General features: G+C 70.7%; 23 protein-coding genes and 1 tRNA gene. 6 read left to right on the top strand and 18 right to left on the bottom strand.

What is annotated here, in order from left to right:
- Positions 1–131: 131 nt before the first annotated feature.
- Entirely contained in the window at positions 132–1,991 is a 1,860-nt protein-coding gene (locus tag ACIBVQ_RS22080) for a SpoIIE family protein phosphatase (RefSeq protein WP_399179578.1), read from the bottom strand.
- Between the two features lie 133 nt (positions 1,992–2,124).
- Between ACIBVQ_RS22080 and ACIBVQ_RS22085 the strand changes: the two genes are divergently transcribed.
- Positions 2,125–2,829: a GAF and ANTAR domain-containing protein gene (locus ACIBVQ_RS22085; protein WP_352011949.1), complete on the top strand. Its 705-nt coding sequence runs from the start codon at positions 2,125–2,127 to the stop codon at positions 2,827–2,829.
- 29 nt (positions 2,830–2,858) lie between these two features.
- Here the strand turns inward: ACIBVQ_RS22085 and ACIBVQ_RS22090 are convergent, their stop codons facing one another.
- On the bottom strand, positions 2,859–3,230 hold the full coding sequence (locus tag ACIBVQ_RS22090) for an STAS domain-containing protein (RefSeq protein ID WP_352011950.1): 372 nt from the start codon (positions 3,228–3,230) through the stop codon (positions 2,859–2,861).
- A gap of 191 nt (positions 3,231–3,421) precedes the next feature.
- On the opposite strand from ACIBVQ_RS22090, the gene ACIBVQ_RS22095 reads away from it, so the two are divergent.
- Positions 3,422–4,198 (top strand): SigB/SigF/SigG family RNA polymerase sigma factor, encoded by a 777-nt coding sequence (locus ACIBVQ_RS22095; RefSeq protein WP_386187884.1) that lies wholly within the window; start codon positions 3,422–3,424, stop codon positions 4,196–4,198.
- 121 nt (positions 4,199–4,319) lie between these two features.
- Positions 4,320–4,775, top strand: coding sequence for an ATP-binding protein (locus tag ACIBVQ_RS22100; protein ID WP_352011952.1), 456 nt, complete (start codon positions 4,320–4,322; stop codon positions 4,773–4,775).
- A 236-nt stretch (positions 4,776–5,011) separates the two neighbouring features.
- Here the strand turns inward: ACIBVQ_RS22100 and ACIBVQ_RS22105 are convergent, their stop codons facing one another.
- From ACIBVQ_RS22105 to ACIBVQ_RS22120, 4 genes are all read right to left on the bottom strand, one after another.
- Positions 5,012–5,185, bottom strand: coding sequence for a hypothetical protein (locus ACIBVQ_RS22105; RefSeq protein ID WP_352011953.1), 174 nt, complete (start codon positions 5,183–5,185; stop codon positions 5,012–5,014).
- A 3-nt stretch (positions 5,186–5,188) separates the two neighbouring features.
- Positions 5,189–5,755: a hypothetical protein gene (locus tag ACIBVQ_RS22110; protein WP_399179582.1), complete on the bottom strand. Its 567-nt coding sequence runs from the start codon at positions 5,753–5,755 to the stop codon at positions 5,189–5,191.
- A 6-nt stretch (positions 5,756–5,761) separates the two neighbouring features.
- Positions 5,762–6,367 (bottom strand): hypothetical protein, encoded by a 606-nt coding sequence (locus tag ACIBVQ_RS22115; protein ID WP_352011955.1) that lies wholly within the window; start codon positions 6,365–6,367, stop codon positions 5,762–5,764.
- Positions 6,368–6,538: 171 nt separating this feature from the next.
- The gene (locus ACIBVQ_RS22120) at positions 6,539–6,961 is read right to left on the bottom strand and encodes a hypothetical protein (RefSeq protein ID WP_352011956.1); all 423 of its coding nucleotides are present in this window, start codon (positions 6,959–6,961) and stop codon (positions 6,539–6,541) included.
- Between the two features lie 99 nt (positions 6,962–7,060).
- On the opposite strand from ACIBVQ_RS22120, the gene ACIBVQ_RS22125 reads away from it, so the two are divergent.
- Together ACIBVQ_RS22125 and ACIBVQ_RS22130 are read left to right on the top strand one after the other, a co-directional pair.
- Positions 7,061–7,137: transfer RNA gene (locus ACIBVQ_RS22125), tRNA-Pro, on the top strand.
- A 181-nt stretch (positions 7,138–7,318) separates the two neighbouring features.
- Complete coding sequence (locus tag ACIBVQ_RS22130) at positions 7,319–7,699, top strand: peptidase inhibitor family I36 protein (RefSeq protein ID WP_386187895.1); 381 nt, start codon at positions 7,319–7,321, stop codon at positions 7,697–7,699.
- Between the two features lie 134 nt (positions 7,700–7,833).
- Here the strand turns inward: ACIBVQ_RS22130 and ACIBVQ_RS22135 are convergent, their stop codons facing one another.
- From ACIBVQ_RS22135 to ACIBVQ_RS22190, 12 genes are all read right to left on the bottom strand, one after another.
- A complete protein-coding gene (locus tag ACIBVQ_RS22135; protein WP_399179585.1) occupies positions 7,834–9,429 on the bottom strand; it encodes a PucR family transcriptional regulator in 1,596 nt (531 codons plus the stop codon).
- 55 nt (positions 9,430–9,484) lie between these two features.
- Positions 9,485–10,633 (bottom strand): ABC transporter ATP-binding protein, encoded by a 1,149-nt coding sequence (locus ACIBVQ_RS22140; RefSeq protein WP_399179587.1) that lies wholly within the window; start codon positions 10,631–10,633, stop codon positions 9,485–9,487.
- Complete coding sequence (locus ACIBVQ_RS22145; protein ID WP_362911724.1) at positions 10,630–11,661, bottom strand: ABC transporter ATP-binding protein; 1,032 nt, start codon at positions 11,659–11,661, stop codon at positions 10,630–10,632. Before ACIBVQ_RS22145 ends, ACIBVQ_RS22140 begins: the two co-directional genes overlap by 4 nt.
- Positions 11,662–11,666: 5 nt before the next feature.
- Complete coding sequence (locus ACIBVQ_RS22150; RefSeq protein ID WP_399179590.1) at positions 11,667–12,599, bottom strand: ABC transporter permease; 933 nt, start codon at positions 12,597–12,599, stop codon at positions 11,667–11,669.
- Entirely contained in the window at positions 12,572–13,579 is a 1,008-nt protein-coding gene (locus tag ACIBVQ_RS22155; protein WP_352011962.1) for an ABC transporter permease, read from the bottom strand. The genes ACIBVQ_RS22150 and ACIBVQ_RS22155 overlap by 28 nt, the downstream gene beginning before the upstream one ends.
- A 65-nt stretch (positions 13,580–13,644) precedes the next feature.
- The gene (locus ACIBVQ_RS22160; RefSeq protein ID WP_399179592.1) at positions 13,645–15,309 is read right to left on the bottom strand and encodes an ABC transporter substrate-binding protein; all 1,665 of its coding nucleotides are present in this window, start codon (positions 15,307–15,309) and stop codon (positions 13,645–13,647) included.
- Between the two features lie 2 nt (positions 15,310–15,311).
- Positions 15,312–16,232, bottom strand: a complete 921-nt coding sequence (locus tag ACIBVQ_RS22165; RefSeq protein ID WP_362911727.1) for a hypothetical protein — start codon at positions 16,230–16,232, stop codon at positions 15,312–15,314.
- Complete coding sequence (locus ACIBVQ_RS22170) at positions 16,229–17,149, bottom strand: hypothetical protein (RefSeq protein WP_399179594.1); 921 nt, start codon at positions 17,147–17,149, stop codon at positions 16,229–16,231. The genes ACIBVQ_RS22165 and ACIBVQ_RS22170 overlap by 4 nt, the downstream gene beginning before the upstream one ends.
- 1 nt (position 17,150) lies before the next feature.
- Positions 17,151–18,041, bottom strand: a complete 891-nt coding sequence (locus tag ACIBVQ_RS22175) for a polysaccharide deacetylase family protein (protein WP_352011966.1) — start codon at positions 18,039–18,041, stop codon at positions 17,151–17,153.
- Positions 18,042–18,063: 22 nt separating this feature from the next.
- Positions 18,064–18,663, bottom strand: coding sequence for an isochorismatase family protein (locus ACIBVQ_RS22180; protein ID WP_352011967.1), 600 nt, complete (start codon positions 18,661–18,663; stop codon positions 18,064–18,066).
- A gap of 30 nt (positions 18,664–18,693) precedes the next feature.
- On the bottom strand, positions 18,694–19,881 hold the full coding sequence (locus ACIBVQ_RS22185) for a four-carbon acid sugar kinase family protein (protein WP_399179596.1): 1,188 nt from the start codon (positions 19,879–19,881) through the stop codon (positions 18,694–18,696).
- Between the two features lie 291 nt (positions 19,882–20,172).
- Entirely contained in the window at positions 20,173–20,760 is a 588-nt protein-coding gene (locus ACIBVQ_RS22190; protein ID WP_352011969.1) for a helix-turn-helix domain-containing protein, read from the bottom strand.
- Positions 20,761–20,898: 138 nt separating this feature from the next.
- Between ACIBVQ_RS22190 and ACIBVQ_RS22195 the strand changes: the two genes are divergently transcribed.
- Entirely contained in the window at positions 20,899–22,305 is a 1,407-nt protein-coding gene (locus tag ACIBVQ_RS22195; protein ID WP_399179599.1) for an MFS transporter, read from the top strand.
- Positions 22,306–22,605 lie beyond the last annotated feature (300 nt).

Raw genomic sequence — 22,605 nt, forward strand, 5'->3', positions numbered from 1 at the left:
AGATAGGCATGGAAAAGCCTGGAATCCTTCAGGGGTGCCTGCTTCTTAGGCACTCATCTGCGACGCCCATCACCATACCCAACTCCCAGACTCGGGCAAACCTCTGAATTGCCCTGAATTCCATGGGGTTGTCATACGACGCGCAGCGCGAGGATCACGATCTCGTCCCACACCCGGCCGCCGGAGAAGGCGTGCCGGTCCTCCTCGACCGCCTTGACCACGGTCGCGGGCGCCTGACCCGCGCAGCGCGCCAGCACGTCCGCCAGACGGGTCTCACCGTAGGCCTCCCCCTGGTCGTTCTGCGAGGCGACCAGCCCGTCGGAGTAGAACACCAGGGTCTGGCCCGAGGTCAGCGTGATCTCCTCGGTGAGGATCTCCGCCTCCGGGGCGATGCCGAGCGGCACGCCTCCTCCCGCGGTGAAACGCACCCCGCCGTCCGCCTGGAGCAACGCCGCCGGGTGGTGCCCGGCCCCGGCCAGCATGATCCTGCGGGCCCTGACGAACCCCGCGACGGCCATCACGAACATCCCGCTGTTCTGCGCGACCAGCGCGTGGTTCAGCCTGCGCATGGCCTCGACGGGGTCGGACTCCCACACGCTCAGCACCCGCAACCCGTTGCGCACCATGGCGGTGACGGAGGCGGCCTCCTCACCCTTGCCCGCGGCGCCCCCGAGCGCGAAGCCCCACCCGTCCCGCACCGGGAAGACGTCGTAGAACTCGGCGCCGACCGGGCTCGACCCCGCGTGGTAGATCGCCGCCGCCTCGACCCCCGGGATGTCCGGCAGGCTCCTGGGCACCACGCTGGTGCGCAGCGCGTCGGCCGCCTGGGAACGGGTCTGGAAACTGCGCCTGGCGCGCAGCGCGAGCCCCAGGTGAGCGCCGATCTCCTCCATCAGCCCCAGGTCGGCCAGGGAGAACGGCTCGCGGTCGCGCAGCCGTACCAGGGTGAGGGCGCCCAGCGCGCCCGCCTCGCCCTGGATCGGCACGACCAGCAGCGAGGCCGCGCCCATGACCCGCAGCAGCGGCGGTCCGCCGGGGACCTCGCCGAGCAGCGACTCGTCCTCAAGCATCTCGTGGACCACGCCCGAACCCCCGGTCAGCACGTGGGCCACGGTGGGCGCGGCCAGCGGCGTCAGCCCCTCGACGAGGCGGACCAGCTCGGTCACCGGCTTGTCGCTCGGCCCCAGCACGACCGCGCGCCTGGGCACCCCGTCACGGACCACGTCGGCGATCACCCAGTCGGCGGTCTCCGCGGCCAGCAGCCGCGCCGCCCTGGTGACGGTCACCGGCTGACGCAGGCTCTCCTCGTCGAGCAGCAGGCGGGTCATCCTGGCCAGCAGCTCCTGGCGGCGCGCGGCGGCCATGACCAGGGACGCGTCCGAACGGTCGACCGGCCCCGGGGGGTCGCCCGCGACGTGCGCCTCCAGCGGCAGGATCACGACCGCGGTCATCTCCTGCGGCTCGCCGGGCATGGTCAGCCGGATGACCGCCAGCTGCACCGTGTGCGCGCGGCCCTGGTGGGTCAGCCGGGTCTGGAACGTCGCGCTCTGCCCTCCCTGCTGCACGGCCGTCAGGTGCGAGCGGAAGGCCGCCCGCCGCGAGACGTCGACCAGCAGCGGGAAGGACCGGCCGATCAGGTAACCCGCCGGGCTGCCCAGCATCCGCGAGGTCTCCGCGCTGATCCGCCTGACCACCCCCGAGGCGTCGAGCACCACGACCGGCACCGGGAAGGAGCGGAAGACCTGCCGCAGCAGCTTGAGCTCCCGCTGCGAGCCGCTCTCCCGGTCGCCGGAGCGTCTGGGCGCCTTGCGCAGCTCACGCAGGGCCGACTCCAGCAGCTCACGGGCGGTGTCGAGCTCCGCCAGGGCCGCGTCGAGTGTGGACCGGGGGTCGGCGGGGTAGGCGGACCTAGCCTCGCGCAGGGAGGAAACCCTGGAGGCGAGCGCGCTCAGCGCCTGCTCCAGCGTGTTGAGGCCAATGGCGTCGGTCAATGCTCGTCCTCGTCGGCGGCCGGGGACCGGGCGGTCCCGTCGTAGACGGTACGTCACCCGGCGGGGTCGGATCGATGCGCGGTCGGATAGTGATTAAGTTAGCGAAACAGATAGGGGGACCCGCACCATGGACATGGTCACTCCCATTCTCGCCCGTGACCTCGCCGCCCTCGGCAGGGTCAGCGAGGAGACGTCGAGTGAGAGCGTGCTGCGCGGGCTGACCACCACGCTCGCGGGCGGGGTCCCCGGATGCGCGGGCGGCTCAGCCGAGCTGTGGCGGGGGGAACGCGTGGTCGTCTCCGCCTCGCACAGCGAGCTCATCCTGCTGGTCGACAGCGAGGCCGACCTGGGGGAGGGGCCCTCCGCGGAGGTCCGTGAGACCGGCCGCCCGGTGATCGTCCAGGACGTGCTGCGCGACTCCCGCTGGCCCGCCTACGCCGGGATGGCGGTTCGCTGCGGCGTCCGCACCGTGCTGTCCATGCCGATCACCGTCGAGCGCTCCGTCCTGGTCCTCGGCCTGTACGGCGTGCTCCCCGGGGTGTTCGCGGCCAGGAACGTCCCCCCGCTGGCGGACATGCTCGCCGAGCAGGTGACCGTGGCGCTGGCCAACATGTGGGACTACGACGAGGTCAGGACCGACGCGGCGCAGATGCAGGAGGCGCTGGCGGGCCGGGCGGTCATCGACCAGGCCAAGGGCATCATCATGAAGTCCAGTGGCTGCTCGGCCGAGGCCGCCTTCGACGAGCTGCGCAGGATCTCCCAGCACCACCAGGTGAAGGTGGCCGACCTGGCCAGGCTGCTGGTCGAGGAGCACCAGCGCAACCAGCGCTCCTCATGAGGCCCAGGACCCGCGACGGCGGGGAACCCTCAGCCGAACGCGGCCAGCGCGTCGTCGACCGTGTCGTAGAGCGGCAGCCGCTGGGCCAGCCCGGTGATCCACATCACCTTGGTCTTGGCGTACTCGACGCCGATGAGCGCGAACCTGACCTCGGCGTTCGTGCTGAGCTGCCAGTGATGGACGATCAGGCCGAGGGCGCGGGAGTCCATGAAGGTCACCCCGCTCAGATCAAGCGCCATCTCGGGGCCGTGCTCGCTCACCTCGGCGGCCAGGTAGTCGGCGAACTGGTCCCTGGTCGTCGCGTCGAGCAGGCCGGTCACCCGGATCACGTTGATTCCGCCGACAAGCGCCGACGTCAGGGTCAGCGCCGCCGCTCTCTCACCGTTCTCCGACACCGTCACTCAGGTCCTCCTAGCCCGTTCGATTAGCAACCTTACTGTTACCTGCGGGCGAGCAATACTCCCGGAATCGGGGTAATACTAGAACCGAGGTCCAGCAGAGGGCCTCGCCTTGAGAAACGTCGAGGCGATGCCGTCTGCCCGGACGCTGTTCCGCGTGTGGCGTCGTTCGACAGTCCCACCAGGGAGCAGCGATGTCTGTCCAGGCCCTCGAAATCACCGAGATGACCGCCGAGGATCTCCTCGCCGAGATGGCGCTTCCGGAGGTCTCCGGCTACCGCGCCGAGCGGCTGCGCGAGCGCCTCGTCGAGATGCACCGGCCGCTCGCCATGGAGATCGCCCGCCGCTACCGCTACCGCGGCGAACCGCTCGAAGACCTTCTGCAGGCCGCCTACGTCGGGCTGATGAAGGCGATCAACGGATTCGACCCCGACCTCGGCCACGCCTTCCGCGGCTACGCGGTGGTCACGATGACCGGCGAGGTCAAGCGTCACTTCCGCGACCGCACCTGGGCGATCCGGGTGCCGCGCGTCTACCAGGAGCGCAGGGCCGAGCTGAACCGGCTGGTCGCCGACCTCAGCCAGGACCTCGGCCGTTCCCCGACGGTCGCCGAACTCGCGGCGAAGATGAACATCTCCGAGGAGGACGTCCTGCTCACCCTGGACGCCTCCGCGGCCTACAGCGCGCTGTCGCTGGACGCGCCGCTCGGGGCGGACGACGACGCCGCCGCGCTCGGTGACGTCATCCCCGACCAGGACGACGCCGTGGGCATGCTCGTCGACCGCGAGGCGGTCATGCCGCTGATCGACAAGCTGCCGCCGCGGGAGAAGAACATCCTGCTGCTGCGCTTCTTCGGGAACATGACCCAGGCGGAGATCGCGGCCGAGTTCGGAATCTCCCAGATGCACGTTTCCCGTATCCTGCGGAAGGTTCTGGACCGGCTTCGCGCCGACCTGGTCGCCGAATGCTGAATACACCGGCCCTCATCGGGCACCCAAACCGGCGACGGAGCGATGTGGCATAGGGTGCGGTTGAAATGATCCCCAGGTGCTGAGAAAGACGGCGCGGTGGGACAGGGGAGGCGGATCTCGCGTGAACGAGGACGGTGTTCGTCCGGCTCGCTTTCTGGCGAGCGGCGACCGTTCCCGGCTTCCCCCCGCCGGAGCCCCCGTGGCGGAACTGGCCTTCTGCCTGCCCGACCTGCCCGACGTGCGGGACTTCGCCGCCGTGCAGGCCGTACAGGGCGGGATGGCCCGCGAGAGACTGGCCGACTTCCTCGTGGCGGTGAACGAGGTGGCCACCAACGCCGTCACACACGGTCACCCCACCGCCAAGGCCGTGATGCGGATATGGTCCACGGGCCGCACCCTCGTCGTCGAGGTGCACGACGAGGGGCGGTGGACCCCCGAGACGCCCCCCGGCGAGACGGCTCCCGCCCCCTACGCCACCAGCGGCATGGGCCTGTGGGTGGCCCGGATGGTCAGCTCCGACATCAAGTTCGAGACCGGGGCCGCGGGCACGTTCATCACGATGTCCTTCAAGGTCTGAGGCGGCTTCCGGCCGCGCCCGGTTCAGGACCGACTTCCTCCGCGCTCCTCCCGGCCCTGCTCGTTCAGGGCCCTTAAGGGGCCCGTCCAGAGGCCGCCCCCGGGTACGGCGTCGGCTTCGAGAACCCCCGCAAGGGCCGTTCACCCGCGCGACCGTGCGCGGGCCCGGCGGGGAGGACAAGCCCGAGCCCGTGGCCCTCGGACGACCGGGGACCACGGGCTCGGGCATTCGGCGGGTCAGCGCCTGCGGCGCCAGGTTCCGCCCGCCGTTCCCACCCCGCCCTGATGGAGCGCGAGAAGCAGCAGGCCGCCAAGGATGAACGTGGTGCCGGTGATGCCGCCGATCCTGGTGTTGATCAGGTCGAGCAGCAGGCCGAGACCGAAGACGACGGCGGCGGCGATCGCCAACATACGTCACCTCCTCCCGGCGGGCAGGCCTTCGGGGCTTCCCGCGGACGACATGTCGAGCAGCCGGTCGAGCAGCGCGCGGTAGTCACGCAGGGCCGTGCGCAGGTCCTCGGTGTCGCTTCCCCGTGCCCCCTCGGTGTTCTTCCAGCGTTCCCGCAGGCTGGCGGAGCGGGCCTCCAGCGCGGCGCGCAGGCGGTCGCCGACCTCGGCGACAAGGGAGTCGGCACGCTCGACCGAGTCACGGGGGTCGTCGACGAAGCCCGCCTGGACCTCCTGCCAGCGACGCCGTACCTCGTCGGGGTCCTGGTCGAGCAGCGCGCCCTCCCGCGGGGCCCCTTCGGCCCGGGTCCGGGGTGTCTCCGAGGCGGGGTGGCCGGCCTCCGGCGAGAGATCGGCCGGGTGGGCCGGGTCGGGCGTGTCACCGGTGAGGGGACGGCCGTCCGTGCCGGGGAGTCCTTCGGGCGCCCGGAACACGGAGGTCACCTCCTCGGCGCGCTGGGAGGGGACGCCCGCCGTCTCACCGGCGCCTCCGTGGGCGAGACGGTCCTGGTCGTTTCCTGATCGGTTCTTCATCTCAGATCACTGTCCTCGCACGTCGCGTCGGGCGGTCTGGTCCTGGGGAGTGCGCACGGCCGGTCGCGTCGAACGGCCGTCGGGGGTTTCGAGCAGCTCCTCGAACAGGACGCGGTAGTGCACCATCGCCTGCCTGAGCTCCTCGGTCGAGGCCTCCTGGTGCGCGGCCCTGCCGCTGATCGCGTGGGCCTGCCGGTAGTGGTCGAGGGTACGGCCGTGCGCGACCGACAGGTCGGACAGCCGCTGCTCGAAGTCCTCGGTCGGGTATCCCCGCTCCGCCATCACCGAGGTCACCAGGTGGTCGGCCTCTGTCACGGCGAATCCGGGGGCGTCGACGAAGCGCTCCTGGACCTCCATCCACTTCCTGGCGTAGCCGTCGCGGGCCTGAGGGGCGAGCGGGCGGATCTCAAGGCCGCTGAAACGCTGCTCACGCGCCAGAAGCTCCTGCTCGGCCTCGCGCCGGTTGTCGCGTTCCCGTACGGTTCTGTCGTATTCGGGGCCGAATCGATCACGAAGTCGGTGCCGGCGCCGCTGCTGCAGTACGGCGGAGCCGACTGCGATGACCGCCACCACCGCGACCACGATCACGACCACCCAGATCACGGTGGACATGTCTGCCTCCGGTTGTGTAAGCGTCTGTCCCCGTGCGCTGCCCCAGGGATTCACTCCAAAACCGGCCACTGTCGCTAGCGATTCGTCGCAGAAAACACGTTTTATATGGATTTATCGGGCAGGTAGGACTGTTCCGTGCCGGTCGCCGGGAGAGCGGTGATCCGGGCGTCGTCAGGTGTCGAGGGCCGCGCGCGCCTCGGCGGAGAGCCGTCCGACGAGCGAGCCCTCCGGGGACGCGGGCACCTCGGTGAAGCCCGTCTCGGGGTCGTAATCGACGTCCAGCCCCGCCGCGACCAGCCGGTCCGCCCAGCGCAACGCCGTGTTGCGCTTCTCCACGGGGATCGCGCGCCCCTGCGCGATCGACGAGAGGTTGCGCAGGTTCGTCGCGGGCCCGGACTGGCCGTGCGCGCGCTCCAGCTTCCACGGGATGGCCCGCGAGTGGTCGAGCATCGGCTTCGACAGGCCCGCGGCCCGTTTGGCCTGCAGGACCCCCGATTCGCTCACCCCGAAGTGGGCCGCGAGCTCGGCGTTGGACAACCCCTGCCCGGCCAGCCGCCGCAGTTCCTCATGGTCGATCAGCGCCTTTCGCCCCACCCGTAGTCAGCCCCTCACCCGTCCACGCTCGCTTTGAGTGCGCGATCCCGTCTGATCTCAGGTAAGCTACCTGATGTTCAGCCCACAGGGCCGACAAACCGGGACGTAGCGCAGCTTGGTAGCGCACTTGACTGGGGGTCAAGGGGTCGCAGGTTCAAATCCTGTCGTCCCGACCAGGTTTCCACTGGTCAGCGAGGGTGTCTCTCACATGGGAGGCACCCTTTTCGCGTACTGAGGTACCAACTGGGGGTTGGCAGGGAGGGCACAACAGTATTCACTGTCTGCTGTCGAAAGGCTACTCATTGCTATGAAGGGTGGCGTCTGCATCCCGCCGACACCCCCCAGCAAGGAGTGACCATGAACAGGTTCACCCGATGGGCGGCGCTCACGGCCGCCGCCGTCACCGTCAGCACCGGACTGGCCATGCCCGTGTCCGCCGCGACGGCCCCCGCCACCCAGGCCACCACCGCCCGGGACGGCTTCGTCTGCCCGCTGATCGCCGCGGTCTGCGCCTTCTCCCAGCCCGGAGGCGTAGGCCGGCGCGTCATACTCGTCAACGGCCGCGCACGCATCGTCCCGCCCCTGCGCAGTGCGGCCAACAACTCCGCGGAGTTCTGGTGCTTCTACTCCGAGCCCGGCTTCGGGGGCGAGCGGCGCGAGGTCTCCGCCGGGGAGACGGTTGAGGACTTCGGCTTCGCCGTCAACTCCGCCAAGCCCGGGCTGTGCTCCGAGCAGTAGATCCACCTTCTCCGGCGCGGCGCCACAGACCGGACAGGCCGTGGCGCCGCGCCCCGGGGAACGACCGGGGAGGAACCGCCGAATCCGCCGCGGCGTCGCCGATTCGTTCCCATGAGTGCCCGGATGATCCCCGGCTACATCGTGCGATGGATCGGCCGGGGGTCGGAGGCCCGAGGGCGTCCTGCGTCCACGGCACCGCGCTCGTGGAGGACCGTGCGACGTTGCGGATCCCGGGCTGACTGCGGGCGTACCGGCTGGCACACGGCGCGATCCACGCGGACGAGACCGGCGTCGGGCTGCGCCGTCTCGCCGTGCACGGCGGCCCGCGGAACGCCGGGGCCGCCGGGGCCGCCGGGGCCACGGTCTGATAGCCGCTCATGTTCGTCGTCGCCCACCGGTTCGTCCTCCGGCGTACCGCCCGGCCGGGAGGGCGCACCGTGCGATTGCACGCGCGCCGAAGCGGGAGGGGAGGGGCTCGGCCGCGGAGCGAGGCGGCCGGGTGGCTCTCGTCCGGCCGTCGTCCGGCTCGCGACGATCTCCGCGGCGAGAAGGCCGGCGTGGACCTCCAGACGGCCCGCGCCGCTGAACAGGTCCACCCCCAGCCTCGCCTCGACCTTCCTGATCCGGTGGTAGACGGTCGCACGGTGGAGATACAGGTCCGCCGCGACCTGCTTGACGTTCCCCGCCGTGGTCAGGAACGCCCTGAGGGTCCGGACGAGGTCCTCCGCCGACTCGTCTTCGAGAAGCCGTCGCAGGGACGGGCTGATGAAGTGGCACATGAGGACGTCCGTGGGCACCGCGGCGAGCCCGCGCATGTGCGCGGTTCTCTCCCAGTGGACGACCTGGTGCTTCCAGCCCATGCCCTCGGCCAGGTCCAGGCTCTGCCTGGCCTGCCAGACGGCGACGCTCGCACGATCGGTCACGATCGTGCTGACGGCGACGAGCCACGGGAGGTCGGCGCCGTTGCGCCGGGACCGGAAGATCAGGTCGACGGTCTTCGTCGCGAGCCGCCCCGGCAGGGTCGTCTGGACGTCGCGCGGGTGAGGCGCCAGCAGCGCGAAGCTGACGGAGCCGCTGAACGCGATGAGGCACCGGTCACGGAGATGGTCCTCGGCGAAGCGGTTCATGACGGCGGTCAGCCGTCGTTGCGCCGCCGATCCCGACGAGTCCGGGTCAAGCACCGCGGGCATCGAGAGCGCGAGGCAGACGAAGGTACCGTCGTGCAGCAGCCTTCCGCCGCCGATGGCCTGGCCCAGCAGTGAGTCCAGCCCGTCCAGGTCTCCCGAGGCGAAGGCCCGGCCGACGTGGTCGTCCGCCCATTCGGGCGACACGAGCAGCCCGGCCGCCTCCAGCGAGCAGACGGTGGCCTCCGCGATCCGTCCCACGCTCTCGATCCGCTCGGGGGAAAGCGGCCCTCTCACGCAGGTGATCCAGAGCAGCAGCGACGGCGCCGAACCAGGTGATCGCACCGGGATAACCAGCATCAGGGGCATCCCGAGGTCGGCGCCCCCGCCGATGTAGACGGGTTCGGAGATCAGGGCCACCGAGCGCGCGCTCAGCCCGAGATGCCGAGGCGAAACCGCCTCGGCGAGGTGCTCGTCCGCGGAGGAACTCGGCATCGACCGGGCGATCCGGTTCAACTGCACGTCGGTGACCTCGACCGGCACGTCCAGCGACGCGCCGAGAGAATGCACCAGCTCGTGGAGGTGTTGAGTGAGGACGCCGTTCACGCCGCCCCCTTCCGCCGGAGAGCCTTCCATTCCGCTCTGACCGCCGGCACAGCGATCAGCTCCCGCCGGTCGCGGGCGGGGTGCCGGACGCCGATCTCGACGACGCGGCCACACCGGAGGACAGGGCCACGTCGACGCGGGTCGACCGCGTCGGCCGGATCGCACCGTCGTGGATGCCCTCCGCCCAGTGGCAGGCGACTCGATGGGCGGCGGTCGTCCCCGGAACCCCGATGGCCCGCAGCTGCGGGCGCTCGGTGTCGCAGCGGGTCTGCTGCCTCCACGGGCAACGGGTGCTGAACCGGCATCCGGGCGGCGGGTCCGCCGGGCTGGGCAGATCACCGTGGAGCAGGATCTGCTCGCGAGAGTCCTCATACCGGGGGTCGGGCTGTGGCACGGCGGACAGCAGCGCCCGCGTGTAGGGGTGCAGCGGCTCGGCGAACAGCTCCGGGGTGGGAGCCTCCTCCACCATCCCGCCGAGGTACATCACCCCGATCCGGTCGCTCACGTGCCTGATCACGGCGAGGTCGTGCGCGATGATCAGGTAGGTCAGTCCGTACGCGGCCTGGACGTCCTCAAGGAGGTTGATGACCTGCGCCTGGACCGACACGTCCAGGGCGCTGACGGGCTCGTCCGCGACGATCAGCTGCGGCTCGACCGAGAGCGCTCTGGCGATGCCGATGCGCTGACGCTGCCCTCCGGAGAACTCGTGCGGGTACTTGCGCAGCGCCGTCCGCGGCAGTCCGACCGAGTCGAGCAGCTCGTCGAGACGCCCGGAGACGTCTCCCTTCGCCAGCCCGTGCGCGGCCATCCCCTCACGGAACATCTGCTCGACGCTCTGCCGGGGGTCCAGGCTCCCCAGCGGATCCTGAAAGACCATCTGCATGTGGCGGCGCTGGCGGCGCAGCGCCTCACCGCGCAGCGACCGCAGGTCGACCCCGCCGAAACGGATCTCTCCCGAGGTCACGGGGGTCAGCTGGAGCACGGCGCGCCCGAACGTCGACTTGCCGCACCCCGACTCCCCGACCAGACCGTAGGTCTCCCCGCGCGTGATCCTCAGGTCGACGCCGTCGACCGCGTGGACGTGGCCGACGGTCCGGTCGACGAACGTCCCCCGGCGGATCGGGAAGTGGACCTTGAGGTCGCGGACGTCGAGGAGAGGCTGCTCCTCGACGTCCGGTCGGATCGGAACGGCGGCCGTCGTCATGGAGTCTTCTCCTTCGCCACGATGATCGGATCGGGCAGCGGGTGGTGGCAGCGCGATCGCCGCTCGCCGTCGGCCGACCAGGCCGGCTCCTCCCGGAAGCAGAGGTCGGTGGCGACGCGACAGCGCGGCGCGAAGGCGCACCCCTGCGACCAGGGTATGTTGTCGGCGACAGAACCCGGGATTGGGCGCAGCCGATTCTCCCCGTCGTCCAACGACGGCACGGACTCCAGCAGCCCCCCGGTGTAGGGATGCCGGGGCGCGTCGAACAGCGAGTAGCGGTCCGCCCGCTCGACGATGCGTCCGCCGTAGAGCACGTTGACCGTGTCGCACAGGCCGGCGACGACTCCGAGGTCGTGGGTGATCATGATCAACGAGGTGCCCGAGCCGATGACGAGCTCCTTCAGGAGCGCGAGGATCTGGGCCTGGATCGTGACGTCCAGCGCCGTGGTCGGCTCGTCCGCGATCAGCAGCCGCGGTTCGCAGGCCAGGGCGATGGCGATCAGCACGCGCTGACGCATGCCGCCGGAGATCTGGTGCGGATACTCGTGCATCCGCCGGGCGGGATCGGGGATGCCGACGCGTTCCAGCATCTCCTGCGCCCGCCGCGTCGCCTGGGACCGGTTCGTCCGGCGGTGGCGCCGGATGACCTCCGTCACCTGCACTCCCAGCGGCACGACGGGGTTCAGCGAGGACAACGGGTCCTGGAAGATCATCGCAACGTCGGTGCCACGACGGTCGCGCAGCTCCCGGTCGGGCAGTGAGAGCAGGTCCACGCCGTCGAAGAACGCCCTGCCGCTGACGCGGGTCCCCCGGCGGGGCAGGAGCCCCATGACGGCGAGCGAGGTCACGGACTTGCCGCAGCCCGACTCGCCGACCAGGCCGACGACCTCGCCGGGACGGACCTCGAACCCGACCCCGTCCACGGCGGTGAAGGGCTCCTGGCCGGGCCGTGAGAAGGTGACCGACAGGTCTTCGACCACCAGCAGCGGGTCCGCTCCGTGCCGGGCCCCGTGCGCACGCGCGTTCATCTCCGTCACCTCCGGGTACGGGGGTCGAGGGTCTCGCGAAGTGACTCTCCCATCAGCGTGAAGCCCAGGGCGACGACGATGATGCACAGCGCCGGGTAGATCGCGAGGTGCGGGAACGAGTTGAAGTACTGCTGCGCGCCGCCCAGCATCTGCCCCCACTCCGGCCGGCCGTCGTCGGGGTTGCCCAGCCCGAGGAAGGACAGGGCGGCGGCGTCGAGGATGGACACGGCCAGGCTGAGGGTCGCCTGCACGATCACCGGCCCGAGCGCGTTGGGGACCATGTGCCGGAACACGATGGCCCCCGGCTTCACGCCCAGCGCCCGCGCGGCCAGCACGTGGTCGGTGTCGCGCTGCACCAGCATCGATCCGCGCATGAGCCGGGCGAAGACCGGCACCTGCACGATCGCGATGGTGAGGATCAGGGTCCACTCGCTGGGGTGGGCGAACAGCGCCGCGATCGAGAAGGCCATCAGCAGCGACGGGATCGCCAGCATCACGTCCACCGCCCGCATCACGAGCATGTCGACCTTGCCGGCGAACACGCCCGCGACGAGGCCGAGCGCGATGCCGCCGACGAAACCGCCGAGTGTCGCCATCACCCCGACGACGAGGGTCTGCTGGGCCCCGGCGATCAGCCGGGACAGCAGATCACGACCGGCGGGGTCCCCACCCAGCGGGAACCCCTCCTGCGGGAGCGGAACGGGGTTCGACTGGGCGCGTACCTGGTCGAGCAGCAGCGGGGCGGCCGGGTCGTGCGGCGCCAGCACCGGCGCGGCGATCGCGACAAGGACGAACACGAATGTGATCACCGAGCCGATCAGGAACGCCGGCTGGCGCAGCAGCCGCCTCAGGGTCTGCGCGCCCGGTCGTGCGGTCGCGGTACGGCGGCGCGGAACGGCCGGGGCGGTGGTCACGGCGTCCTCACTCTCGGGTCGCACAGCGCGTAGGCGATGTCGACGACGATGTTGATGACCAGGTACAGGACGGCGGCGATCATGATGAGGGCCTGCAGTACCGCGTAGTCGCGTGTGGAGAAGGCCAGTGCCATCGACTGTCCCAGCCCGCGGTAGTTGAAGACGGTCTCGGTGAGCACGGCTCCGGCGAACAGGCCGCCGGCCTGCAGCCCGATCACCGTGATCACCGGCAGCAGCGAGTTGCGCAGCACATGGCGCCCGGCGACCGTCGGGTTCCGCAGGCCCTTGGAGTTCGCCGTGCGGACGAAGTCCTGCTGGAGCGTCTCGGCGACGGACGCCCGGGTCAGCCGGAAGATCACGGCGAAGGGGATGATCGTCAGGGCGATCGTCGGCAGCGTGAGGTAGCGGAGGCTCTCGACGAACGCGGCCCCGCTCCCGGCGAGCAACGAGTCCAGGAGCGTCAGCCCCGTCGGCGTCGGTATGGATCCGCTCAGGTCGGCCCGTCCTGACGGCGGCAGCCATCCCGCGCGGACGGCGAAGACGTACTTGAGGACGAACCCGGTGAAGAAGACCGGTACGGCGAGGCCGAGCACGGAGAAGCCGAGGAAGGCGACGTCGAACACGCCGCGTCTCGTCGCCGCCCAGTAACCGGCGGCGACGCCGAGCACGGCGCCGACGACCAGTGCGCACAGGGCGAGCTCGATCGTGGCGGGCGCCCGGGTGAGGAGCACCTCGGTGACCGGCGCGCCGCGCCAGACGCCCGTCGACACGCCGAGGTCACCGGTCCAGAACCGCCCCAGGTAGCGCAGGTACTGCGTCCACAGCGGCGCGTCCAGGCCGAGTGACTCGACGAGCTTCGCGCGGTCCTGCGGGCTGGCGTTCTCACCGAGCAGCGCGTCGAGCGGTCCGCCGGGGAGACTGCGCAGCCAGGCGAACAGGATCGCCGTGAGGGCGACGAAGGTCACGACCGCCTGGAGTGTCCTTCGGAGGATGAACCGGAACATGTCTATCCAATCGGTGCGGGCGCGCGCCTGCTCGCGCCTGCGCGCGGCCCGCACCCCGGGTGGAGCTATTCGCCGAAGGCGGCCGTGGCCAGGGGCTCGCCGCCGACCGGGCTGGTGACGATGCCGCGCACGCTGCCGTGGAGAACCAGGGCGGAGGGACTGCTGGCGATCGGGATCGACGGCAGCCAGTCCTCGGACATCTTGCGGTTGATTTCGAGGTACATGCCGACGCGCTTCTGCGGATCCGGCTCGCTGTCCGCCTCCTTGAGGTCGTCGACGAGTTCCTGGCCGAAGCCGAGAAGGCCGGTGTCGAAGGCGTTGTCGGTGGCGCCGAACAGGATGCCCAGGAAGTTCTGGGCGCTGTTGTAGTGGCCCGTGGTGCCGAGCAGGTAGACCGGAGCCTCGCCCGCCTCACGACCGCTGAGGTAACCACCGGCCCACGGCTTCGCGACCGGTTCGATCTGGATGCCGACCGCTTCGAGATCGGCCTTGATCAGGTCGAAGAAGCGCTTCGGCTCGGGCATGTACGGGCGCGTGACCTCGGTCGGGTACCACAGCTGGATCTTGAGGTTCGGCACACCGGCCTCGGCGAGCAGGGCGCGCGCCTTGTCCGGGTTGTACGGGTATCCCTCGACGGCGGTGTCGTAGCCCTCGACGGAGCGGGGGACGAACTGCGTCACGGTCTCGGAGCCCTCGGGCAGCAGCGTGTCGACGATCTGCTGCTTGTTGATCGCCCAGGCGATGGCCTGACGGACGCGGAGATCCTTGAGCTCGGGCACGGTGGTCGCGTTCAGGCCGAGGTACATGACGTTGAACGGCGGCCGGGTGACGACCTGGAACCCCTGGTCCTTCAGGCTCTGCCAGTCACGAGGGGCCGGCAGGTCGTAGGCGTGGATGGTGCCGGCCTCTAGCTCCTGCCGGCGCGCCGTCTCATCCGGGATCGTCCGGAACTCGACACCAGCGATCTTCGGCGCCTCGCCCCAGTACTTGTCGTTGCGCGCGAGCTTGACCGTACCGGTCGAGTCGTCGTACGAGACGAAGGCGAACGGGCCGGTTCCCGTCGGGTGCAGGCGGCCGTACTCCGGGAAGGCGAAGCCCTCGCCCTTGGCCTCGACCCCGTTGGCGTTGTACTTCTCCATCGCCGCCGGGCTCGACATGGCGTAGGTGCCGTGCGCGAGGATGGTGGGGAACTTCGAGCTCGGGTTGGTCAGGCGCAGCACCACCTTGGACTTGTCCTGCGCCTCGCATCCGGCGTACAGCGAGGGAGTCTTGTCGCCCTCGAAGCCTCCGAAGTCGTTCACCCAGGTGTGGCTGACCGCCGAGGTGCGCGCGATCTTGGGCTGCCGGTACCACCGTTCGAAGTTCGCGCAGACGGCGGCGGCGTCGAAGGCCGTGCCGTCATGGAAGCTGACGCCCTCGCGGAGCTGGAACGTCCACTGCTTTCCGTCCTTGCTCTGCTCCCATGAGACCGCCAGGCCGGGCGCGGGGTCGGCCGTGCCCGGCTTGAGGCTGAGCAGCCCTTCGAACATCTGGTTGTTCACCCGGGCGGACTCCCCGTCCGAGGTGTAGAACGGGTCGAAGAGCGACGGAGCGCCCGCGGCGCCGAACACGAGGACCTTGGAGCCCGATCCGTCACCGGTGCCCTTGGCCGGAGTGCCGCTCTCCGATGAGCACGATGTCAGGAGCATCACGCCGGCGATCGCGATGACCCCGGTCTTCTTGAACTTCATTGTCACTCCTGGCCTTGGGGGTGGGGGAGGGGGAGCTGAGCGCCGTAGAACCAGAGGCGGGAGAAGCCGCCGTCGGGCAGGGCGCGTACGCGGACCCGCCGCGCGTCGGTTGAGGGGAGCTCGACGGCGGTCGTCGCCCCGGAGGTGATCTCGAAGGTTCCCAGCGCCGCCCAGCCGGACGCGTCGTCCGCCCGCGCCTCGACGGTGATCCGAGCCGCGCAGTTGCCGCGGAACGGCGTGGCGACGACCTCCAGCGTCCGCAGCCGGACGGGGTCCGGCCAGGAGAGCTCGACGAAATGCCGGTCGGCGTCGGACCGCCGGGGGGTCTCCCAGCCGTCGTGCGTGTTCCTCGGCATCGCGTGAGAGATCACCGACCACGGGTCCCCGAAGGAGCCCTCGGAGGCGCGCACCCGGCATCCGAGCCGGATGTCCGACAGGCGTACACCCTCCGGCGGGCGGCTGCGGGAGACGTCGACGACGCCGTGCGCGCGGAAACGGGCGACTCCTCCGTCGGGGAAGATGCGCAGCCGGACGAAGGAGGCCGAGCGTCCGGTGTCGGCGACCGGGTACTCGTTCACGGAGTTCGGCCGCACCTCGGCGTCGGCGAGGATCTCCTGCCACGGGCCTTCGGCGGAGTCGGAGACGTCGACGCCGATGCTCCGCGGGGCGTTGAAACGGAACCCGGTGGTCTCCAGTTCGACCTGCTCGATCCGGCCCGGATGGGCGGCGCGGATCACGACCCAGTCGTGGCCGGGGTTGTGCCTGCGGCTCTCCCATCCGTCGACGTCCGCTCCGCGCAGTCCGTAGGTGCCGGGGCGTTGCGGCGGGGTGGACAGGAGCAGGGCGTCGGCCGCGCCGAAGAACTCGTCCGAGCAGTCCACCACGGATGCCCCGAGCTCACGGGCCAGCAGGTTGAGGGTCATCGCCGGTCTCCTTCTTCGTGCTGTGCCTCGCCGTCCAGGTGCGCGACGACATCCGTGCCGCGCGCCCACCACAGGCCGTCCATGCCGCGCAGGGCGCGCAGCGTCTCGCGCAGGTGCGCGAACCGGAACGGCTGGCCGATGAGCCAGGGGTGCAGCCCCAGCACCAGCGTCCGGGTGCGCGGCGCGTCCTCCCCGAGCAGCCGCCGTGCGGACACGGTGACGTCGTCGGCCCACCTGCCGATCGGCGTGCCGCGCTTGAGGTGGGAGAACACGTCGTCGAGGTGGATGTTCACCGGGATGTCGACGATGTCGCCGCGGGACGTGGCCAGGATGTTCGGCGCCTCGTCGTTGGGCCAGTCGGCGGTCCAGCGGATGCCGAGGCCGGCGAGATCCTCCAGGGTCGTGGTGGACTGCGCGTAGTCCAGGCCGCTCCAGCCGGTCGGCCGGACGCCGCAGGCCTCGGCCACGGCGTCGATCGACTCGGCGAGGTAGGCGCGCTGCTCCTGGGCGCCCATCCCGTCGTGCAGGATGCCGGCGCCGTCAAGCCCGTGCGCCGCGAACTCCGCGCCGGACTCGGCGACGCGCTCCACCAGGCGGGTACGGTGCCGGGCGGAGAAGGCGTCGATCGCGACCGTCGGGGCGATCTCCAGCTCGTCGAGGAGGTCGAGGACGCGGAACGCGCCGACCCGCAGCCCGTACTCGTGCTGCGAGGTGGAGTGCACGTCCATGATCTGCGGGTACGGGCCGCGCATCGCCACGCTCGATGGCGGGAGGCCGGGTGCGGAGCCGGGGAGCGCGGGCACGTGGTCGAGGTGCATCAGCACGACCACGGCCAGGCGCGCGCCGCCGGGCCAGCCGCGGTTCGGAGCGAGGCGGGACCCGCCCTCGGCCTCGTGCAACGGTCTCACGAGCTGCATGTCAGCACCATCCGATCGCGTCGACGTGGGCGGCGATCCGCTCCGGGGTGGTCCACCAGATGTCGTCCTGCGAGCCCAGCCGCTCGAACATCTGCGCCAGGTGGCCGATCCGGTGTGGAATGCCCATGTACAGGGGGTGGAGCGCGATCGTCATGACGTACGCGGTGTCGCGTTCGCGGGCCTCGGCGGAGAGCACCTCGTACTGGGACTGGACGATCTCGGCGAAGTAGTCGCTGTCCAGACCGAACATCGGCGACCCGGGGAAGAGCAGCGCGTCGTTGACCTCGCGGGAGTAGGGAACGCCGACCAGCCCCCCGCCGCTCGGCCCGTCGAGCCGGAACGGCTGGTCGTCGACGAACCAGTCGGTCGTGTAGGTCATCCCCGCCTCGGCCATCAGCCGGTAGGTGGCCGGGGTCGCGCTGAACGAGGGCCCCAGCATCCCTCGCATGCGGTAGCCGGTGAGCTCCCGCACGGTGGAGACGGTGTAGTCGTAGAACTCGCGCTCCGCGCTCTCGGACTCGCCGAACAGGAGACGGCTGTTGTAGGTGCCGTGGCTCATGAAGCTCCACCGCCGGTCGACCATCGCCTCCGCGATGTCGGGGTACAGGCGCAGCACCTCGCAGTTGAGCGAGCAGGTGACCTGCACGGGGGAGTCGTCGAGCACCGGCAGCATCCGCCAGAAGCCGACACGGTTGCCGAAGTCACGGAACGCGTAGCCGACGATGTCCGGCTTCGCCGGCACGCGGTAGAAGTAGTCCCGGTGCGGGTTCGTCGGCGGAAGATACTCGTAGTGCTCGATGTTCATGACCACGTTCACGGCGACGCGCTTGCCGTCGGGCAGGGGCAGGCTCTTCCGCCGGTCGAGGGGCCGATAGCTGAGGAACTCGTCCATCTTGGTTCTTTCCGTATTCGCTTCAGGGCACGGTCGCGGGCTGAGGGGCCAGCGCCTCGACGACCTCGTCCAGGCCGCGGACACGGCCGAGCTGCGGGAAGACCGCACGCACCGAGTGATGGTGCTGCTCGGCGGTGTAGGCCGACATCGCCTCGGGGACGAAGACGACGTTGTAGGCGTGGTCGTAGGCCGCGCGGGCGGTCCCCTCGACGCCGAATCCGGTGGAGATCCCCGCCATGATCACGGTGGTGACGCCGCGCCGGCGCAGTTGCAGGTCGAGGTCGGAGCCGTGGAAGGCGTTCCAGCTGCGCTTCACGATCACCGGCTCGGTGGGCAGCGGATCGACGCCGGAGAGGAAGTGGTCCCAGCCGGGCCGCCGTACCGGGCGTGCGGGACGTTCGACGTCGGTGAGCAGCTTGCCGCCGAGTGAGTCACCCTCGTCCGGCAGGAAGCTGGTGCGCACGTGCACGACAAGGCCGCCCGCGTTCCGGGTCGCGTCGATCAGCCGAATGCAACGTTCCAAGACGTCCTCAACGGGGTGCGGGTGCACGGGGTGGTCGGCGTTGGAGCCCTGCAGGTCGATGAGGACGAGCGCGGTGCGCAGCGGATCGAGGTGGGTCACACGATGTCCTTTCATGGGATGTGAGCGGGATCAGGCCCCGAGGATCTGCCGGGTCATGCGGAGCAGGGTCTCCTCGGAGCCGGTCCCGGTGGCCTTGCAGAGCAGCCGCAGGTCGTCGAAGTCGCCCCCGGTGATACGGGCGGTCGGGCACAGCGGCTCAAGTTCGAGCCCGGCGCTCAGGCTCGTGCCGCCGAGCTGCTGGACCAGTGCCGTGGTCGTCAGGCCACCGCTGACGACCACGCCGAGGCACTTGTTCTTGCCGTGGGCCGAGGCGTCGAGCAGGCCGCGTACCGCCCTGGCGAGCTGTTCGGCGACGACCCAGCGGTCGGGGTCGTCACGGTCGGTCTCGTGCAGGGCGAGGATCCGATGCGAGGCGAGCACCTCGTGCGCGGCGGCCGTCCCCCAGCTCGCGGCTTCGGCGGCGGTGGTGATCAGCGCACGGGAGCCGTAGGCCGCTCCGAGCCTGCGCAACTGCGCGAGGTCGGTTTCGTGGTTGCCGGGGGTGACGACGACGACGAAACCGTCGCGGCCGAGGTCTGGGTAGAACCTCAGCCAGCCGCCGGTGCTCGCGGTCGCGACGGCGTGCCCCTCCTCGCGAAGCCGGGTCGCGGCCTGCGCGGCGGTGCCGAGGTGCGCCTCGACCGTGCCGTCGAGGACGAACCGCCGGATGCCGCGGGCGCAGGCCTCAAGAATGTGCGCGGTGACGGCGTCGGCGCCCTGGTCAAGGGTCGTGAGCCCGATCAGTTCGGCGTTCTCGGTGCGGATCGCGGACCGCACGTCGACGTCGAGCCCGGCGCCCACCGGCATGGGGGCGAGCAGGTGGCCGTCGACGCAGACACGGCCGGCGGTCGGATAGGCCGGGACGACGAGAAGGATGCCGTTCTCGTCCTGCCCCGCGTCGATCCCGGCGACCAGCGCGTCCGGAGAGCCGCGCAGTTCGGCGTTGAGCTTCGCCTCGACCCGCTCGCAGCCGTGGTCGTCGAGCCAGGCCGCCCACTCGCGGATACGCGCCTCTGCGGCACCCGCGGCGTGGTGCAGGTCGAGGTCGACGACGATGGCGTCCGCGTCGGAGACGACAGCTGCGGGGTGACGCACGATCACCGGGTCGAGCCCGCGCTGGCGCAGCCGGCAGGCGACCGCGACGGACCCCTGCAGGTCCTCCGCGAGGATGCCCATGGCCGGTGCACGAGGGGGACGCGGCAGCTTTGAGGGGGCCATCGATGGGGGTTCCGTTCTCGACGTCGGCAACTCCCCCGAGAGTATTGAGCCGATGACCGGCAGTCATTCGACGAATGTCGCACGTTCCCCGGCAGGGCCGGGGCGGGGAGCGGAGCCGCTCCGACCCGGCCGGTGACGCCCCGGCGACGCGGGCCGGTCCGCGTCGTTCCTCCGAGGTCTCGTGCGCTACGCCGTACGGCCGAGAGCCCGGCGGCGGCGAGGCCGTCCGTGTGGTCGCGGACATGGACGAACGGACCGCGCCTCGACGCGCGGGCGCGGTCCCGCCGAAGGTCAGGACTCGCGGGTGGTGATGCCCTCCAGTGCCAGGCGGAGCAGGCGCGCGCTGGCGTCCCCCCGGGAGACGGTCTGCTCGCGCACCCAGGCGACGCCGCTGAGAAGGTCGAACAGCTCCCCGGGGGTGAGGTCGGCACGCACGTCACCCGCCGTCTGGGCGGCGCGCAACAGGTCGGCGCCACTGCGGTGCATCGCGGCGCACATGGCGTGCGAGGGGGTTCCCTCGTCGTACATGCTCCGGGTGAGGATGCCGACGAGGCCGCGGAAGGTGCTGAAGTGCACGACGGCCTCGCTCATCCACCCGGTCAGCGCGTCGAGCGGGTCCCGCTCCGAGGCCAGCCGTCCGGCCTGGGCGACGAGGTTCTCCAGGCCGTCACGGGTGGTGGCCTCGACGAGCGCGGCGCGGGTGGGGAAGTGGCGGTACAGCGTGCCGATCGCCACTCCGGCCTGGCTCGCGATCTCCTCCAGGGAGGCGTCGGAGCCGGAGGCCTCGAACGCCTTGCGCGCCGCGGCGAGGATGGCGTCGTAGTTACGCTGCCCGTCGGCCCTCCTCGGGCGCTGGGCGATGTATGGCCTGTCGTCCACCGGCTACCTCCCGCTTGACAACCTGAGGAACCCTCAGTTTGAATGCTGCCGCCTAACCTGAGATCGCCTCAGTATAGGCATGCCCATTAACCTGAGGGTGCCTCACTGTGTACCCCGCCGGTGAACCGTGGAGGTTTCATGACCCAGGAAAGCGTCCCGGCCGGTCTCCCGCGGAGCGACAGGGCGTGGGCCCTCGTGCTCACGGCGATCGTCGGCGCCGAGTTCATGCTCCAGCTCGACGGCACGATCGTGAACATCGCGCTTCCCGCCCTGCAGTCCGATCTCCACCTGTCGGTGTCCGGAGGGTCGTGGGTGCCCAACGGCTTCCTCCTCGCCTTCGGCGGCCTGCTGCTTTTCGTCGGCCGCCTCGGCGACGTGCTGGGACACCGCAAGGTCTTCCTCGCGGGGATCGCGCTGGTCGTGGTGGCCTCGCTGGTCGCCGGTCTCGCGCCGAACCTGGAGGTGCTGCTCGCCGGCCGGGTCCTGCAGGGTGCGGGCGCGGCCATCGCCGGTCCCACCGGCCTGGCGCTGCTCGCGATCGTCTTCCAGGGGGAACGGCAGCAACGGGCCCTCGGCCTCTACTCCACCGTGACCGGCCTCGGAGCCTCAGCCGGGATGGTGCTGGGCGGAGTGCTGACCTGGGCGGGGGACTGGCGCTGGAGCCTGCTGGTGAACGTGCCGATCGGGCTGGTTCTCATCGTGATCACCGCCAGGGCGCTGGGCCTGCGCGACGAGCCGACCCGCTCCCGCCCGCTCGGGCTGCCCAGTGCGCTGCTGAGCACCACGGTCCTCGTCACCGCCGTGTACGGCCTCGTGCACGCCGCCGAGAGCGGCTGGGGTGACCGCTGGACCCTGACGGCCCTCGGCGCCGCAGCCGTGCTGGTCGTCGTCCTGCTCCTGGTGGACCGGCGGGCCGCGGAGCCGCTGCTGCCCGTCGCGGTCCTCACCGGGCGGGACCGGGCCGGAGCCTTCCTGAGCCTGCTGCTGCTCGCGGCGGTCCTCACCGGCTTCCTGGTCTATCTGGTCCAGTATCTGCAGGGGGCGCTCGGCTTCGACGCGCTGCGCAGCGGCCTGGCCATCCTGCCCTTCGGCCTGGCGCTGCTGGCCACGACCCAGCTCCTCACCGGGCGCATCGCCGCGTTCGGCCTCAAGACGCGGGCGCTCGCCGGTCTCGTGGTCGTGCTGGCCGGGGTGGCCTGGCTGACCCGCCTCGACGGTGGCGGCGCCTACGCGAGCGACGTGCTCCCGGCCCTCGTGGTCACGGGACTCGGCGTCGGCGTGGCGATCGTCCCGCTCAACATGATCGTGCTGAGCACGGCTCCGAGCGAGTACGCCGGGGTAACGGCGGGGGTGCTGCAGACCGCGCTCACCGTCGGCGGCTCACTCGGCCTGGCCACCCTGCTGATCCCGCTGACCCAGGGGACCGGAGACGTCGCCCGGACCATCTCGTCGGTGTTCGTCTGGGCCTGCGGCGCGCTGGCCGTCGCGTTGCTTCTCGCCCTGACCCTCTGGGGCCGCCCGAAGACCTCCGGCCCGAAGGACTGAGGGACACCGTCTTCAAGAGAGGGCGGGACGACGGTGGTCGCCCCGCCCTTCTGCGTTGGACTGCCGCCCGGTGGCCATACGGACTGTCGCCGGGCCCGTCGCCGTCCCGTGAACCCTCCTTTCGCTGAGTCGCACTCCTTGACGGGTGCTGAGGGGATCCGGCAGCTGCATAGTAAAAATCAATCAGCTGCAAAGCAGGAAATATGCGCATATAGCCGCTCGACAGAGGGCGGTGTTTCCCATTCGATTCGAAGTGGAAACGGGAAACACCGGTGCCGGCCTTGTCGGTGGCTCTTCGGC

Origin of the sequence: Streptosporangium sp. NPDC049376 (assembly GCF_044466505.1) — a bacterium.
Lineage (GTDB): Bacteria > Actinomycetota > Actinomycetes > Streptosporangiales > Streptosporangiaceae > Streptosporangium.

What these genes read in the sequence shown, in the direction of transcription:
- ACIBVQ_RS22085 (WP_352011949.1), top strand. Translation starts at nt 2,125, where the DNA reads ATGGTCACTCCCATTCTCGCCCGTGACCTCGCCGCCCTCGGCAGGGTC.
- ACIBVQ_RS22095 (WP_386187884.1), top strand. Translation starts at nt 3,422, where the DNA reads ATGTCTGTCCAGGCCCTCGAAATCACCGAGATGACCGCCGAGGATCTC.
- ACIBVQ_RS22105 (WP_352011953.1), bottom strand. Translation starts at nt 5,185, where the DNA reads ATGTTGGCGATCGCCGCCGCCGTCGTCTTCGGTCTCGGCCTGCTGCTC.
- ACIBVQ_RS22110 (WP_399179582.1), bottom strand. Translation starts at nt 5,755, where the DNA reads ATGAAGAACCGATCAGGAAACGACCAGGACCGTCTCGCCCACGGAGGC.
- ACIBVQ_RS22115 (WP_352011955.1), bottom strand. Translation starts at nt 6,367, where the DNA reads ATGTCCACCGTGATCTGGGTGGTCGTGATCGTGGTCGCGGTGGTGGCG.
- ACIBVQ_RS22130 (WP_386187895.1), top strand. Translation starts at nt 7,319, where the DNA reads ATGAACAGGTTCACCCGATGGGCGGCGCTCACGGCCGCCGCCGTCACC.
- ACIBVQ_RS22140 (WP_399179587.1), bottom strand. Translation starts at nt 10,633, where the DNA reads ATGACGACGGCCGCCGTTCCGATCCGACCGGACGTCGAGGAGCAGCCT.
- ACIBVQ_RS22145 (WP_362911724.1), bottom strand. Translation starts at nt 11,661, where the DNA reads ATGAACGCGCGTGCGCACGGGGCCCGGCACGGAGCGGACCCGCTGCTG.
- ACIBVQ_RS22155 (WP_352011962.1), bottom strand. Translation starts at nt 13,579, where the DNA reads ATGTTCCGGTTCATCCTCCGAAGGACACTCCAGGCGGTCGTGACCTTC.
- ACIBVQ_RS22160 (WP_399179592.1), bottom strand. Translation starts at nt 15,309, where the DNA reads ATGAAGTTCAAGAAGACCGGGGTCATCGCGATCGCCGGCGTGATGCTC.
- ACIBVQ_RS22165 (WP_362911727.1), bottom strand. Translation starts at nt 16,232, where the DNA reads ATGACCCTCAACCTGCTGGCCCGTGAGCTCGGGGCATCCGTGGTGGAC.
- ACIBVQ_RS22170 (WP_399179594.1), bottom strand. Translation starts at nt 17,149, where the DNA reads ATGCAGCTCGTGAGACCGTTGCACGAGGCCGAGGGCGGGTCCCGCCTC.
- ACIBVQ_RS22175 (WP_352011966.1), bottom strand. Translation starts at nt 18,041, where the DNA reads ATGGACGAGTTCCTCAGCTATCGGCCCCTCGACCGGCGGAAGAGCCTG.
- ACIBVQ_RS22185 (WP_399179596.1), bottom strand. Translation starts at nt 19,881, where the DNA reads ATGGCCCCCTCAAAGCTGCCGCGTCCCCCTCGTGCACCGGCCATGGGC.
- ACIBVQ_RS22195 (WP_399179599.1), top strand. Translation starts at nt 20,899, where the DNA reads ATGACCCAGGAAAGCGTCCCGGCCGGTCTCCCGCGGAGCGACAGGGCG.